The sequence below is a fragment of the Bacillus nakamurai genome (genome assembly GCF_001584325.1).
Taxonomy (GTDB): domain Bacteria; phylum Bacillota; class Bacilli; order Bacillales; family Bacillaceae; genus Bacillus; species Bacillus nakamurai.
Genome location: NZ_LSAZ01000022.1, coordinates 37458 through 51892, shown reverse-complemented (window position 1 = coordinate 51892; position 14435 = coordinate 37458). Strand labels below are relative to the sequence as shown.

Genomic DNA, 14435 nt, shown 5'->3' with positions numbered 1-14435 from the left:
GAATGGCTCATTTTTCTTCAGAAACAGCAAAAAAGCCGCCGTTATCGGCAGCTTATAAAAGAAAACACCTGCGGCAGCAAAAAACGCAGATGTTAAGAAGACATCGATTTATTAGAAACTTTTTTCAGCACGAAACCAATTAACACGCTGTATGTACAAACGGCTGCAAATAAAAATAACATCGTCATTTTTCGGCACCACCTTGAATGAGAATCATTTTCATATTTATATCTTATCATGGGTGAGAATGATTTTCAATCTCTATTTTACCGTGTTTTCTTCTAGTGCCTTTTCTTCAGCGCGAATCCGCACAGTGAGCATGGCGGCATTTAAAATAGAAAAAATAAAAAGCGTCCAATATGCCCCGTATAAAAGCGGCAAAAAAATAAACTCTAAGACGACGACTGCATAGTTCGGGTGCTTCATCCACTTGTACGGCCCCCTTTTGACCAGCACGGCATCCGGCACAACGAGAATTTTCGTATTCCAATAGCGGCCTAACGATAAAAGCGCCCAATATCTGATGCCCTGCACAAATAAAATGATTGCTGCAATGGCAGCCCACCAGTGTGAAGGTTGTTTATGAAGCACTGACACTTCACCTATAAGGAAGACAAAGAAGAGAACATGCATCAAGACGAGAAAGGGATAATGACCTTCTCCGTATTCAATGGCGCCTTGTTTTTTCACCTTGCGTTCATTCTGCCGGGCAACAGCCATTTCCGCAATCCGCTGTGCGGCTAACAACAAAATAAACAGCCAAAACATGGCTATGCCCCCTTTTTCCAGCTGAACAGCAAAAGCTCAGATGAAAAACCCGGCCCGAGCGCACCGATCAGTCCTTTTTCGTTTTCTTTCTGCTGTCCGTGTAAAAGCTGTTCTTTTATGACATAAAAAATGGTTGCCGAGGACATGTTGCCGTGCCTTCGCAAAATGGTTTGCGATGCAGCGAGCTGATGCGCCTCCATTGAAAGGCTCGTTAAATAGGCATCAATGACCTTTTTTCCGCCGGGATGAGCGAGAAAGGTTTTAATATCGTGATACATGATCCCTTGTTCAGTTAAAAATGTATCCACATTGTCTTTTAACCAATTTGAAACAAGTGTGGGGATGTCTCTTGAAAAAATGACGTTAAACCCGCTATCGGTAAAGTCCCAGCCCATGACATCTTCCGCATCCGGCATCATAACGGATTGAGAAGCAAATATACGCGGGACAAGCGGCTGTTTGACGTCTTTCCGGCTCGCCTTCTCCCCACCGATTAACGCAGCGGCGATCCCATCGGCAAAAAGGGAGGTTCCTATTAAATTGCTTTTTGACTTGTCCTCCGGCTGAAACGTTAAACTGCAAAGCTCAGCCGCAATAACGAGCACATACGATTCGGGATAAGCGCGGCAGTATTCAAACGCCCGGGAAAGCCCGCTGGCTCCTCCTGCGCATCCCAACCCCCATATCGGAATCCGTTTTGTCTTAGGAGAAAACGGCAGCTTATTCATTACCTTCGCTTCAATACTCGGTGTAGACAGCCCGGTACTGGAAATAAAAAAGATCGCATCTACTTCTTCATATGGGATGTGATTTTTCAAAAATTGCGGATTTGTTAAGCACTCAGCTGCCGCCCGTACACTGTGCCTTACGGTTTCTTCCACATAGAGCAGGTTTTTCTCTGAAAAACTTCTCGCTGTCTCATACCATTCAATCGGCCTGACAAACTGCCTTGATTCAATTTCGCCGTTTTGAAAGGCTTTCAGCAGCCGGTCAATGTCCTTAAATGAATGTGCAAACATCCCCCTTGCAAAATCTGCCGCTGTTTCTTGCGAGACATGATACTCCGGAATGCTGGTGCCGACCGATAACACATATGCCATGCCCATCACCTCTTTACATCAAAGGTTTCCGCATTTTTCCGGATTGTATGCAAGTTTTTTTGTGAATAGTGCCAGAGACATAATGGAGCGGTTTATCTGACCTGATCTTTTTGAAAATTGTCTCCTTTAAAACATAAACCTGTCTATTACACTTAACACAAACTCTCTGACTCATAATGAAAAAAGTTGTGTTATCATGCTAACGCCTGTGACTCTACACTGTTCTCTCATCCGTTTAGTACTAATGACAAGTGACCATGTCCATGATCTCTGTAAAGCCGCCTCGGAAAACGGGTCAACTTATGTTTATGCTAAGGTTCCAGACGGTATCGAAGAAACGAAGCGGTATATTGATCGTGCTCTTACAGCCTATTCTAAAAGCAGTGCAAGTGCACTCCCATTTGCGGTGCGCCACATCGAAACAGACCGTATTATCGGAAGCACAAGAATTCATGATCTCGAGGTGTTCTCTTGGCCGTCGGGTATTGCGCCCGTTACTGCACCAACGGTCAAACCCGCCGACAGCTGTTGAGATAGGCAGCACCTGGTATGCTTCTTCAGTTCAGCGAACCGGTGTCCATACGGAGTGTAAACTTCTGGTGCTGACCCATGCATTTGAAGTGTGGAATGCCGTCAGAGTTACGCTGAAGACTGACGCCCGCAATCAACGCTCCCGATCAGCGATACAGCGAATCGGCGCCCAATTTGCAGGAATCCGCAGAGCACTTATTCCGGCTGTTGACGGCGGCTTAGAGATATCGCTTATTATTCCATTCTTCTTGAGAAATGGCCTGAGGTCCGGCAGCAACTTTCTGAGCGGCTGGAGAAGGAATGAAGCGAATTTAACTGAAAAACCTGCCGATGTACGGCAGGTTTCTTTAAATTTCCGGCTCATATAAATACAAATTGAGGTCGATTCGTCCATCTGGAGTGACGGCTACCCCCTCTGCCTCAAGGGACAGCTTTTGCACAAAATACATCTCTTCGTCTTTAAATCCGATTTCACCTTTTGCATTAATGACCCTGTGCCAAGGAAGGCGGTGCTTTTTACTCATTGAGTGAAGAATGATCACAACCTGTCTTGCGCCCCGCGGACTTCCGGAAAGACCGGCAATTTGTCCATAAGTCATGACTTTTCCTTCAGGTATTTGTTTTATAATGGCTAATGCCTGTTCCGTAAATGTCATGGAAACCCTCATTTCTTGCAATACCGGTAGCTAGAAAAGCGGCCTTTTCTGCTTCTTTTTGTATTTTATATTACAACAGTTTTGAGGGAAAAGTCATATGGGTGCTGATTTCCTGATTGATTCAAACAAAAATCCTCGCCTCGACAGGGTCAGAAAGCTGTCTGAAGTTCAGGTTTTTAGTTTTAGGAATATCCTAATTCTGGTTCCTGATTCTCCTCTTACCTTATTATCAGTTAAAGAAGAGCGTGACAAAGGAATCTTTCGCATAATTTGTCGAACGAAAGTTGAACTAGGTGACAATCGTAAGACAAAACCAAAAAGCACCCTCAGCAAAAGGGTGTGATTAACGTTTCTTTTTATAGCCTTCCAGATCTTTTCTCAAGAATAGGCGAGCTCTATTTGTTGTTTTAATCGGATTCAATGTTTTGTGATCAGCCAGCTTCATCCGATAAACTCAATAGCTTCAGATGTCATTATTACTTCTTTACCCTTAAAACCCCTTAGCTCGGCAATGCTTTCAAAATAAACTTAGTTATTTTTTATGTTATTCTATTTAAGGATTAAATTAACAAAGATTATTATCGGCCATATCAGAGCCAATACCATTGTAATGATTTCCAGAACATCTAAATTGTTAGAGTCTTTATCAAGACAATGACGAATAGAATAAAAAGTAAAATTTTTGAGCTGTCTAGTAATTTTTAAAAATGGGTTGCTCATTTCCTTCTATGTTTTTGAAAATCCAAAATATTCCCTTTCAAAAAAGCCTATCCCTCGGCATTTAGGTCTAATTCACCGCTTTTGATTCAGGTATTTGCGGAAAAAGTCAGTATTTCAAGATCTTCACTCGAGTATTTCTTCTTACAAGAATTTTTTGATTGCATCACGTCAGTATCCACAGGCTTTCTGTCTTGACTCATATAGTTTAGATATATTCCCATCTTCATTTGTACACAAATAATTAACAATTATTTACAAGGGAAATATTAACTATTACTTGAATTATTATATTGCACCACCAAAAAACTTAAAGGAGTGTTTAAAAATGAACTTCAAGAAAACTGTTGTTTCTGCTTTATCAATTTCTGTATTAGCTTTGTCGGTGAGTGGAGTAGCATCCGCAAAAGAGGTAAATACTTCGCCTGTTTCAAACGTAAATAATATTTCTATTTCTCCTTCCCATGTTATAAAGATTCAAGACTACAATTTGCCATTGAGTGTTGGAGAAACGTATTCTGTTAAAAATAATTCAGCTACTCGTTATTGGTCAGATAAAAAAGCAGTTGCTACAGTAGATGATAATGGCTTAGTAACAGCTCATGCACCAGGGAAAGCTACAATCACTTTATTCAAAGGTACTGCAGTATTTGGACAAGTCTTTGTAACGGTTTGGTAATCCTTTATCCGCCCAAATAAAGTTTGGGCGGATTTCTATATCAAATTTTGTGTAGTCACAGCCCGGGGAGTGGTATTCGATCGTTTACTATTCATTCTCTCAAGCTATAAGGGTAATCAACACTTTCAATGAACCCAACTTCTTTATAGTCTCTTACTTAAATTGTCGCATTTACCTGTTATGCTGAAACGTCTAAATTCTATTAATAGCTCCCACACATTCCCGCCATATGAAAAACCTTTTGCTTTGCAGCCTAATTGTTACCGAAAAACGTCTTTACCTGTGTAATCATCCACAAAGAATAGCAACCCCTTCTTTTGCCTTGCAGTAAAAAGATCTCCGATCAAAGCTTGAGAGAAGTTTAATCAATTCGTTTATGTCTTGCTCTGCTTTGGGCATAGCCGCTCCTTGCTCCATAATCGATTTGAATATTGGATAAATCGTTAAGGACAACAGCATTTCCTAGTGCTGTCCTACTTCTGTTCACCCGTTTGGGAACCACATGAGCCACTCTACAACTCACATCGGGTTCAAATGTCCACCGATTCGCCCCACGCCAGCTACAATCACCTTCTCTTCTTCATTACTTATCAATTCCCGGAAGAACCCCGCAGCCGTGATCTTGCGGCCTATTCGTACTGAAAATAAAATTAGAATCTCCATCCCTTTATCAGAAAAAATATTCTGAGCGCTAATAATCTCTCTAACATAAATAAAGGCTTAATTGATCGCTCACAAAAAGTTAGCATAAATTCACAAGTGAATTTATAACACTCTATGAAATAATACAAAAGGAGTGTTTAAAAATGAAAAAGTCTTAACTGGTTCCAGCCTTGTCTCTTGCTCTACTTGTTTCTGCAGCTCCTGCTTTTGCTGCAAGCCCTGCTAGTACTCATTCTGAAAAAAGCACAAAGAAGGAAGTATCTGCTTTAGCGACTATCGTGCTTAATAGTTCAGGGCCAAGTTATCCTTCTTATTAGCCCGAAACGGGGCAACATATTATCTAGATATCATCAATTTTCATGGCGCTGAAGGTACTTGGACAGCCTACTATAAAAGCTGATTAAAGAGGGGGGTGAAGATTCCCTTTTTTGTTCCACGCCTACCGAATTCGAATAGTGGTGAGCGTGCTTAACCCTCGATCAACTCTGGTAAGACGCCGAGGGCAAAATAAATACCTCAACCACCGCTATTGCGAACCAGCTATTTGTTTTATTGCGTTTTTTTGCAATGATTGTTTCATCACCAATCATCTTTAAATCTGAACGAGCTACAAGAACCGGTATATATTGCTTAAGTACTTTCAATACACTGCTGCCTGTTCGACATATTTTAGCATCATAAAAACCAGAGAAAACGGTTACCCATATCTCCCAAAAGAGTCGGCCACGATGATGTGAAAACGACAATGAAAATCTATACTCATGTTACGAATAAAATGAAAGAGGATGCTTCACAAAAAGTCCAGCAAACTTTCGGAAGCATCCTCGATCTCGGGATTTCATAAATAAATGTTATTAAAATGTTATTTTTCCAAGAAAAATGACTGACTAACCCTCTTGAACCCTTGTCACATCAAGGGTTTTTTTCGTTTTAGGAATCATATTATAAACAATGTTTAACAGCACGGCGGTAAAGCTTCCGGCGACGATTCCGTTTGTGGTCAGCAGGTTTAGATAAGACGGCAGATGCTTGAACATGTCGGGAACGACGGTTACGCCGAGCCCCAAGCCGACCGAACAGGCAACGATTAAGAGGTTTTCCTGCTTTTTAAAATCAATTTGGCTGAGCATTTTTATGCCGTAGGAAATGACCATGCCGAACATCGCGACCATGGCCCCGCCTAATACCGCCGACGGGATGATTGTGGTGAATGCGGCGATTTTCGGGAAAAGTCCGAAGAGCATTAAGAGAGCTCCGGTCACAACGATGACTGAGTTTTTCTTAATTCCTGTTAACTGAACCAGGCCGACGTTTTGGGAATAGGCTGTGTACGGAAATGCGTTGAAAATGCCGCTCACAAATACCGCCAGGCCTTCAGCGCGGTAGCCTTTGGCTAAGTCCCGTTCAGACAGGCGACGGTTTGTCAAATCGCCCAGAGCGAAATAAACACCCGTTGATTCGACAAGGCTGACAATCGCAACGATTGACATGGTGACGATAGGCGCTGCATGGAACGTCGGCGCACCGAAGTAAAACGGTTTGATCATTTGAATCGCATCCGCGTTCGCGACATTATCAAATTGCACTTTTCCCATGAAATACGCAATGGCTGTCCCGATTAAAATGCCGATTAAAATAGAAATTGATTTAAAGAAGCCTTTTGTAAACCGATATAATAAAACAATGATGACAAGCACGATAAATCCGAGCGCGAGATTAACGGGATCACCGAAATCCTTGCTCCCCTCACCGCCGGCGATATGGTTCATCGCAACCGGCATCAGCGTCATGCCGATGATGGTTACGACAGACCCCGTGACCACAGGAGGAAAAAATGCGACAAGCTTGCCAAAGAAAAAAGAAAGAAGAATGACGAGCAGCCCGGATGCCAGAATGCTTCCGTAAATGGCCGAAATACCGTATTCCTTACCGATGGAAATAATTGGCGATACCGCAGTGAACGTGCATCCGAGCACAACGGGAAGTCCAATGCCAAAAAACTTGTTTCTCCATACTTGAAGCAGCGTGGCCGCTCCGCACATAAAAATATCAATTGATACGAGGTAAGTCAGCTGTTTGGCGTTCAGCCCAAGCGCCGCCCCTACAATTAAAGGTACAACAACGGCGCCGGCATACATCGCAAGCACATGCTGGATACCTAGCGACAGAGTTTTGGCATAGCCGTTTTTCATGAACGGACCTCCTGTACAAATGTCACTTTTCCGTCCTTAAGCGATTGAATTCTTGCCAATGACTCCACGCGGCAGCCCTTTTTCACAAGCTCATCTCTTCCCGGCTGAAACGACTTTTCAATCACGATGCCAAGTCCGCAAACCGCTGCTCCCGCTTGGTTGACGATAGACAGCAGGCCTTCTGCCGCCTGGCCGTTAGCTAAAAAGTCGTCAATGATTAAGATACGGTCTTCTTTTGAGAGATGACTTCCTGATACGGCAATTTGGCTTTCTGTTTTTTTCGTGAAAGAATATACGGAAGCCGTTAAGAGATCATCCGTTAAGGTCAGAGATTTCCGTTTTCTCGCAAAGATGACAGGAACCCCGAGTTCAAGCCCGGCCATGACCGCCGGGGCGATACCTGATGATTCGATTGTCACGATTTTTGTAATGCCGTCTTGTTCAAAGCGGCGCGCAAATTCTTTGCCGATCTGCTGCATAAGATCCGGGTCAATTTGATGGTTTAAAAAAGAATCAACTTTGAGCACTTGATCAGACAGAACAATTCCTTCTTCTTCTATTTTTCGTTTTAATACTTCCACAATAAATACCCCCGCTTATAAAATAAAAAAAGCATTACCCGCTCTTAAATAGAGCAAGCAATGCAAAATATCCACACGTAACGGCCTGAAAAAGCCGTCTCATTGCTCACTCATAGTCGGACATTTACGGTGACCGGTAGAAACTTGCGTGCCATATCCACGCGATTATATGAGTGTTGATATGATATTAATTCAAATTATATCAAGGTTCGATTCGTTTGCATAGAGAAATTTGTATATTTCCGAACTTTTACAACGTTTCAAAGAATATCATTCGTCTTTTTAGAATATTTAGAAAAACGCCCGGTATAGCCGGGCGTTTTCATCACAAGTACAGATTCGAATATTTGTCAACGAGATATTGAATGAGATAACGAACGTTCAGCTCTTCTCCCGTTGCATCTTTAATAATATCCAGCGGCAGTTTTCGTCTTCCGTGAACATGAACGTTTTCTGTCAGCCACTGTTTGACAGGCTCAAAATCTCCTCTTTCAATTAGCTGATCGAATTCGGGCAGATCTTCAAGCATTTTATGTTTCAGCTGGGCCGCATACATATATCCGAGCGCATAGGAAGGAAAATATCCGAAATCACCGCCGGCCCAATGAACATCCTGTAAAATACCTTTTGCATCAGAAGGCGGCGTAATGCCTAAATAATCTTGGTATTTTTGATTCCACAAAGCAGGCAGCTCTTCCACGGATACTTCGTTGCTGAAAATCGCTTTTTCAATTTCATAACGGATAATGATATGAAGCGGGTACGTCAGCTCATCTGCTTCAATTCGGATGAAGGACGGCTTTACCTCGTTTACGGCGCGGACAAAATCCTCTCTTTTCACATCTTGAAATTGTTCTGGCGAAGCGTCAATCATTTTTTGATAATAGGCGGTCCAGAAATGTTCGTTTCTGGCGATAAAGTTTTCATAAAATAGGGATTGGGATTCATGGATTCCCATGGATGCCCCGTCAGATAAATTCGTCCCGCTCAGGGCTTCGTCAATATTCTGCTCATAGATGGCATGGCCGCATTCGTGAATCGTTCCGAAAATCGCGGTGCGGAAATCGTTTTCATCATATCTCGTCGTCACCCGCACATCGCCCCGGTTTATCGTCGTCATAAACGGATGCACCGTTTCATCCAGACGGCCGCCGTCAAATTCATACCCGAGCTCTTTTAAGAAATAGAGACAGAGCTCTGTTTGGTTATCCTTTGGAAACGTTTTTGTGATAAAGCCGGTATCCGGTTTGCTCGTTGAAGCCGTCACTTTGCGGACAAGCGGAATAATCGCATCCTTCAACTCAGAAAACAGCTGATCAAGCACCTTTACCGTAACTCCCGGCTCAAACATATCCAGCAGCGCGTCATACGGGTGATCTTTATACCCCCAATAGGAAATAAACTTTTTATTATAATCGATCAGCTTTTTAAGGTACGGAGAAAATCCGGAGAAATCAGACGCTGCTCTCGCGTCCTCCCATGCCGTCTCAGCCTTTGACGTCAAAATGACATATTGTTTATATTCTTCCTCGGGGATTTTTTTATTATGATCATAGTCTTTTTTTGCCAGCTCTGCAGCTTTTACTGTATCCTCAGGCAGCTTTTCAGCATGCTCAAGAAGGATGTCCAGCAGCTCTTTCATCCGGTCTGATGTCTGTATCTTAAATATATCCGATGACAGCTGCCCGATGCTTTCAGCGCGGTCATCAGAGCCTCTTTTCGGCGCTCCCGTCCTTGAGTCCCAATGCATAAGGGCAGCCGCTTCCTCATAGTGTGATATTCTTTTTAACAGGTCAAAAAACTCTTTTTCATATGTATGTAAATCCATATTCGTTCCCTCCCCTTTTCACTATCAATTACAGGCTAATTGAAGGCAGGGAGAAAGTCAACTCGTTGTAAAAAAGAATGCCGGTTTACAGGCATTTGGTTGCGGCGGAGTTTATGTGTTGTGCCTAACCAGACAGCGGCAAGCGGCGTTAGCAGCGAGGTCACGATGACGCTTGCGATAAACCGTTCAAGCAAATACAAAGAACCGCCTGAATAAGATAGCAACCGAAACTCGGGATCATCCTCATAAAAGGCCCTGATTCCATACTGATCAACGCAAATGCGCCGGCACCTTGTTTTCGTTCCATATGATTCATCAGCGTGCCTGTTTGTATTGACCCAGACTGCCGATGGATGGCGGAAGGAAGCGGGAAGATTATCAATATCGCCTTCCTTTTCACGTAAACGGCCATATTTTAGCTGTTGATGGCACCTGGCTTGTCCGCTGATATAAAAAAAGCTACCGGATTCGTATCCGGCAGCCTTTCATCTTACATCAATTGAGGCGTAACAGGTAAAATCTTTTTCACTTCGTTCAGAACCCGCTCACTTTCTCCGCCCGCATAAATGGAAATGGAGCCGCTGTCTTGATTTGACCGTATAAGGCGGCCGATTCCCTGCCGCACTCTTAACAGCATGTACGGCAAATCAACTTCCTCAAACGGGTCTTTTTTTGCTCCGTTTCGTTTTGCGGTAAAAACGGGATCATGCGGCGGATACGGCAATGCCCAAATGGTCACGTTACGAAGCGAGTCACCCGGAATGTCAAGCCCTTCCCATAAGTGGACGGAACAAAGCACAGATTCTTCATTCCTTTGGAACTTTTCAACCAGGCTGCTGATTTCTTCATCACCTTCATAATAAATCGGGTAAGGCAATTCCCACGCGGCTGCTTGATCTTTAAACTCCTTCATCTCTTCAAATGAAGGAAAAAGCACAAGTGTTCTTCCTTTATACTTCTTAATCGTTTCTATTGTCCGGGCAGTTTTATGCTCGGCCGTCATTTCTCCGTAAAGCGCAACTGCCATCTGCTCTTCGTAATCGTACGGAGATTCAACAGTAAACGATAAAGGATCATGTATACCGAGGCTGTCTGCAATATAATCAAACGAACCGCCCTGTGACAGTGTAGCGGATGAGAAAATGTAAGGGATTTTTTTAGAAAATACCTTTTCACCCAGCACTTCCGCAACCGTTCTCGGCATGACGACAAACGTTGAGTCCGAATCCTGTTTTTCAAGCCAGCTGATGGCATCCTTTTGATACAACGACAAGGAATAGGCCATTTGCTCGACGTATTCTTCTACGACTGACAGCTCGTATTTATCGATGGTATACATTTCCGACTCAAATACAAGCGCCTCGCCGATTTTATCCAGCAGACGGCACAGCTCGTCAGCCGCGCGTTTGACACGCTGATCGTTTTGGATATCAAGACGGTGAGACCCGGCCACTTCCTTAGATTCCTCTGAAAGCACATAGAAAAACTCGTCGTTTGCAGCGAGCGAATCTTCTATCAGCTCGGCAAATTCCTCCCTGATGTCATTTTGAAGCAGGCGCTCCAAAAACAATTCAAGCGTTGATTGCTTCACGCGATACGTTAATGCTTTTTGTGCGGCGAATTCCAAAAGGTGCCCTTCATCAAACACAACGGCGCTGTGATCCGGCAAAAGCGGCAGCTGCCCTTCCCGTTTGCGTGATTCCTCTGTCCATACATGTTCCATGTAGAAATCATGGGAGCAAACGATAAGATCCGTTGACTTTCTGTAATGGTCTCTTGAGAGCGTTAAGCCGCATCTATGTCTCATATCACACGTTAAACAGTCCTGGAAGGAATCGTAGCTTACGCTTGACCATTCTTCATTCGTCAAATCAGCGTATTGCTTACGGTCACCGTACGGATAAAAACGCTGCATCGCTTGCGATTCGTGGACGAAGGAAGGCAGGGATTCATAGAGGTCCAGCCATTTTTCATCATCGGAACGCTGCATCGTTTTCTCAAGCTTTTTCAAACATAGATATTGCTCATGTGATTTGGAAAGCCTTGTATCAATCTGTAAATCCAAATGCTCCGTCAGCTTTGAGATGTCGCCTTCCTTTTTGACAAGCTGTTCAATTAACGTTTCATCAGCACACGCGATAATGGCAGGTTTTCCGGTATATCTTGCATAACTGATCGCAAACAGCAGATATACCAGCGTTTTCCCCGTACCCACTCCGGCTTCAGCGAACATGACTTTTTTTTCTTTAAATGCCCGCTCCAGCTGAAAAGCCATAAACACTTGCTCATCCCGAAGGTCAAAGCCTTTTTCGGGAAGTATATCGTAAAACACGTCACCAATCCAATTGTTCAGTTCTTCGTAAAAATTCTTTTGTTTTGTTAAAGCAAAAGGCAAACGTGATGTTGTCACCCAACTCCAACCCCTAACTATTCTCATTCAGACCATCTATAATATCATTTAACCCTTTTTAATACAACAAAAAAACTTGGCCGCGCCAAGCTTTTCTGAACAATCATTTTCGGTTAATCACAAGTGAAGATAAAAACGGATGGTCTGTTGAATTTGTATGTTTCACCGCGTTTTCAAAATCTTCTTGTGCATGTGTCATAACGGATGGAGAAAGCTCCGCCCCGGCTTCTTGCAGCTGAGCCGCTGTCGCGTCTAACGCCTTTTGAATCCGGTTAAAGTGTTCGCTGTTCAGCATGAGATCACCTCTAGAATAGAAATAATCATCATTCTATGCGGATTTTTCACTTTATATACATGCCTTTTGAATGATCCGCACATGACCTGCACAAACTACAAGAGATATTCATGATTGAATATCCATCTTCACAAACTTATTCTATCCGGGAGTGATGGTTACATGAGTTATAAAGATCGTTTAGATCAGCATTCTGAATTGTTTCATCACAATTGGACTCGGCCGAAGCGCTCAAAATCGCAGGTCAACGGCCATACCGAAATGTCCCAAACCAACATTATTTTACGGAGCAACGCAAAAGCGCACCGGTGGTAATGATAGAATAGAATGGAAAGATGCCCGGGAAGACGCTGTTTAGGCGTCTTCTCTTTGGGTTTGTTCCTGCTTTTTCCGCTGCGGGCGCACTTTAGCCCAATATTGGTAATAATCCGTCTTAATAAATCCGTTAAAAAGCTTGCGTTTTTTTGTCGCTTTTCTTCCGTATGCTTCTTCAAATTGTTCATTTGAGGTTAAGATGTACACAGACCACGTATCAAGCGATTCAAACGCACGGCCCATTTCTTTATACATCCGCTCTACTTCACGTTTCTCGCCAAGCCGTTCCCCATACGGCGGGTTTCCGACAATGACGCCAAAATCAAGTTTTGTTGTGAAATCTTGCACTCGCATTTGTTTGCATTCAATCAGATCACCGAGACCTGCTTCGTCTGCGTTTTCTTTCGCGATTTGCACCATCCGGTGGTCAACGTCACTGGCGAAAATCTGAAGCGGCTGATCATAATTCGCCTTTTCTTCCACTTCAAGACGTGCTTTGTCCCACAGCTCTTTCCCGATCCATTTCCAATCCTCTGAGACAAAATCACGGTTAAAACCAGGCGCAATGTTTTGCCCGATTAAAGCGGCTTCAATTGCAATGGTCCCAGAGCCGCAGAACGGATCGACAAACGGACGGTCAGGCGTCCAATTGGTTAAGAGAACGAGTGCTGCAGCCAGCGTTTCTTTTATTGGCGCTCCGCCTTGATCGACCCTGTATCCCCGTTTATGAAGGCCTGTCCCGGATGAATCCAAAGTAATCACGGCTTTATCCTTTAAAAGGGAGATCTCGATCTTATATTCGGCGCCAGTTTCTTCAATCCAGTCATTTTGTTTGCCAGACTGTATTTTCAGCTTTTCGGCAATGGCTTTTTTCACGATCCGCTGGCAGTCAGGCACGCTTGCGAGCACAGACTTAACGGATTTTCCGATCACGGGAAATTTTCCGTTTTCCGGAATGTACGACCGCCAGTCAATGGCCTTCGTTTTTTCAAAGAGCTCATCAAACGTTTTCGCCTGGAACTCGGCGACCTGCACTTTTATGCGGTCAGCCGTTCTGAGCCATAGGTTAGCGCGGCAGATCGCAAGCGCATCGCCTTCAAAAATGACTTTTCCGTTATCTACTCTGCATTCGTACCCCAGATCACGGACTTCTTTAGCAACAATCGCTTCAATTCCCATTGGCGCCGTCGCTATTAGTGTATACTTCTTCATCGTATCACCCTGTCTTTTCAAACTTTCGTTTCATTCAAGATAAAAGCTCCCCATGAAGGAGAGCTCTGAGTTTGTCATTTAAATGTTTAACGTTCTGTAAGCCATGTTTTGTTCCGTCGTACTGCAATCGGCTCATCACCTCGTACTCAGGCGGCAATCATCTATCTACAGAAAGTATTCTGTCCTTCTATCTGTTCAGTTCCTTCAAGAAGGTTCCCCTACCAAAATTTGGGTTTCTCGCTCGAGGGGTTTACCGCGTTCCACTCTCATCATTTCTGATGAGACTTCGTCACTGTGGCACTTTCAAGGATACTCAGCCATATCCGAAGACGTAGGCTTTTTTCCTGCCGTCAGCCTATCAAGGCTGCCCTAGCTTATCGCTTCGCTAGGCACGAACACTACGGGCATCTCAGCACCGTGCGAGCATGGACTTTCCTCTACAGATTCAGAAGATCTGCAGCGATTACCCGAACGTTAAGAACACTTGT

At 43.7% G+C, this 14435-nt stretch carries 12 protein-coding genes, 1 other RNA gene, 3 pseudogenes and 1 riboswitch; of the genes and pseudogenes, 5 read left to right on the top strand and 11 right to left on the bottom strand.

All coding sequences use genetic code 11. The annotated features are described in order from the left end of the window. Positions 1-92 precede the first annotated feature (92 nt). The 3 genes from fbpC to AXI59_RS11355 all read right to left on the bottom strand — a co-directional run bounded on the left by fbpC (position 93) and on the right by AXI59_RS11355 (position 1868). A complete protein-coding gene (gene fbpC / locus AXI59_RS19780) occupies positions 93-188 on the bottom strand; it encodes a Fur-regulated basic protein FbpC (protein WP_025284905.1) in 96 nt (31 codons plus the stop codon). Between the two features lie 73 nt (positions 189-261). Beyond that, the gene (locus AXI59_RS11360) at positions 262-768 is read right to left on the bottom strand and encodes an isoprenylcysteine carboxyl methyltransferase family protein (RefSeq protein ID WP_061528250.1); all 507 of its coding nucleotides are present in this window, start codon (positions 766-768) and stop codon (positions 262-264) included. A gap of 2 nt (positions 769-770) precedes the next feature. After that, on the bottom strand, positions 771-1868 hold the full coding sequence (locus tag AXI59_RS11355) for a type III polyketide synthase (protein WP_061528249.1): 1098 nt from the start codon (positions 1866-1868) through the stop codon (positions 771-773). A gap of 196 nt (positions 1869-2064) precedes the next feature. Between AXI59_RS11355 and AXI59_RS20890 the strand changes: the two are divergent. Further along, a pseudogene (locus AXI59_RS20890) lies at positions 2065-2703 on the top strand (GNAT family N-acetyltransferase). 43 nt (positions 2704-2746) lie between these two features. Here the strand turns inward: AXI59_RS20890 and AXI59_RS11345 are convergent. Further along, positions 2747-3055, bottom strand: a complete 309-nt coding sequence (locus AXI59_RS11345) for an MGMT family protein (protein ID WP_061521010.1) — start codon at positions 3053-3055, stop codon at positions 2747-2749. 1045 nt (positions 3056-4100) lie between these two features. On the opposite strand from AXI59_RS11345, the gene AXI59_RS11335 reads away from it, so the two are divergent. From AXI59_RS11335 to AXI59_RS20735, 3 genes and pseudogenes are all read left to right on the top strand, one after another. Continuing rightward, the gene (locus AXI59_RS11335; protein ID WP_061528248.1) at positions 4101-4451 is read left to right on the top strand and encodes an Ig-like domain-containing protein; all 351 of its coding nucleotides are present in this window, start codon (positions 4101-4103) and stop codon (positions 4449-4451) included. Between the two features lie 796 nt (positions 4452-5247). Further along, positions 5248-5514 (top strand): annotated as a pseudogene (locus AXI59_RS20885) (transcriptional regulator). 312 nt (positions 5515-5826) lie between these two features. Further along, positions 5827-5958, top strand: a pseudogene (locus AXI59_RS20735) (site-specific integrase); the annotation flags it as partial. 43 nt (positions 5959-6001) lie between these two features. On the opposite strand, the gene pbuX reads toward AXI59_RS20735, so the two are convergent. From pbuX to AXI59_RS11305, 5 genes are all read right to left on the bottom strand, one after another. Next, a complete protein-coding gene (gene pbuX / locus AXI59_RS11330) occupies positions 6002-7306 on the bottom strand; it encodes a xanthine permease PbuX (protein ID WP_061528247.1) in 1305 nt (434 codons plus the stop codon). After that, positions 7303-7887, bottom strand: a complete 585-nt coding sequence (gene xpt / locus AXI59_RS11325) for a xanthine phosphoribosyltransferase (protein ID WP_061528246.1) — start codon at positions 7885-7887, stop codon at positions 7303-7305. The genes pbuX and xpt overlap by 4 nt, the downstream gene beginning before the upstream one ends. Before the next feature lie 93 nt (positions 7888-7980). Beyond that, a riboswitch (purine riboswitch) is annotated at positions 7981-8080 on the bottom strand. A gap of 132 nt (positions 8081-8212) precedes the next feature. Beyond that, complete coding sequence (locus tag AXI59_RS11320) at positions 8213-9715, bottom strand: carboxypeptidase M32 (protein ID WP_061528245.1); 1503 nt, start codon at positions 9713-9715, stop codon at positions 8213-8215. A gap of 490 nt (positions 9716-10205) precedes the next feature. Further along, positions 10206-12125 carry an ATP-dependent DNA helicase gene (locus AXI59_RS11310; RefSeq protein WP_061528243.1) on the bottom strand — a complete coding sequence of 640 codons (1920 nt, stop codon included), beginning with the start codon at positions 12123-12125 and terminating at the stop codon, positions 10206-10208. Between the two features lie 103 nt (positions 12126-12228). Then, positions 12229-12420 (bottom strand): hypothetical protein, encoded by a 192-nt coding sequence (locus tag AXI59_RS11305; protein WP_061528242.1) that lies wholly within the window; start codon positions 12418-12420, stop codon positions 12229-12231. A 162-nt stretch (positions 12421-12582) separates the two neighbouring features. On the opposite strand from AXI59_RS11305, the gene AXI59_RS19385 reads away from it, so the two are divergent. Next, positions 12583-12735, top strand: coding sequence for a YpzG family protein (locus tag AXI59_RS19385; RefSeq protein ID WP_003153548.1), 153 nt, complete (start codon positions 12583-12585; stop codon positions 12733-12735). 39 nt (positions 12736-12774) lie between these two features. Here AXI59_RS19385 and AXI59_RS11300 read toward each other — a convergent pair whose 3' ends face one another. Beyond that, complete coding sequence (locus AXI59_RS11300; RefSeq protein ID WP_061528241.1) at positions 12775-13947, bottom strand: THUMP domain-containing class I SAM-dependent RNA methyltransferase; 1173 nt, start codon at positions 13945-13947, stop codon at positions 12775-12777. 92 nt (positions 13948-14039) lie between these two features. Beyond that, an RNA gene (gene rnpB, locus AXI59_RS11295) (RNase P RNA component class B) lies at positions 14040-14422 on the bottom strand. Positions 14423-14435: the final 13 nt, after the last annotated feature.

Excerpts from the sequence above, each read along its gene's own strand:
- fbpC (WP_025284905.1), bottom strand. The coding sequence starts at position 188 with ATGACGATGTTATTTTTATTTGCAGCCGTTTGTACATACAGCGTGTTA.
- AXI59_RS11360 (WP_061528250.1), bottom strand. The coding sequence starts at position 768 with ATGTTTTGGCTGTTTATTTTGTTGTTAGCCGCACAGCGGATTGCGGAA.
- AXI59_RS11355 (WP_061528249.1), bottom strand. The coding sequence starts at position 1,868 with ATGGCATATGTGTTATCGGTCGGCACCAGCATTCCGGAGTATCATGTC.
- AXI59_RS11345 (WP_061521010.1), bottom strand. The coding sequence starts at position 3,055 with ATGACATTTACGGAACAGGCATTAGCCATTATAAAACAAATACCTGAA.
- AXI59_RS11335 (WP_061528248.1), top strand. The coding sequence starts at position 4,101 with ATGAACTTCAAGAAAACTGTTGTTTCTGCTTTATCAATTTCTGTATTA.
- pbuX (WP_061528247.1), bottom strand. The coding sequence starts at position 7,306 with ATGAAAAACGGCTATGCCAAAACTCTGTCGCTAGGTATCCAGCATGTG.
- AXI59_RS11320 (WP_061528245.1), bottom strand. The coding sequence starts at position 9,715 with ATGGATTTACATACATATGAAAAAGAGTTTTTTGACCTGTTAAAAAGA.
- AXI59_RS11305 (WP_061528242.1), bottom strand. The coding sequence starts at position 12,420 with ATGCTGAACAGCGAACACTTTAACCGGATTCAAAAGGCGTTAGACGCG.
- AXI59_RS19385 (WP_003153548.1), top strand. The coding sequence starts at position 12,583 with ATGAGTTATAAAGATCGTTTAGATCAGCATTCTGAATTGTTTCATCAC.
- AXI59_RS11300 (WP_061528241.1), bottom strand. The coding sequence starts at position 13,947 with ATGAAGAAGTATACACTAATAGCGACGGCGCCAATGGGAATTGAAGCG.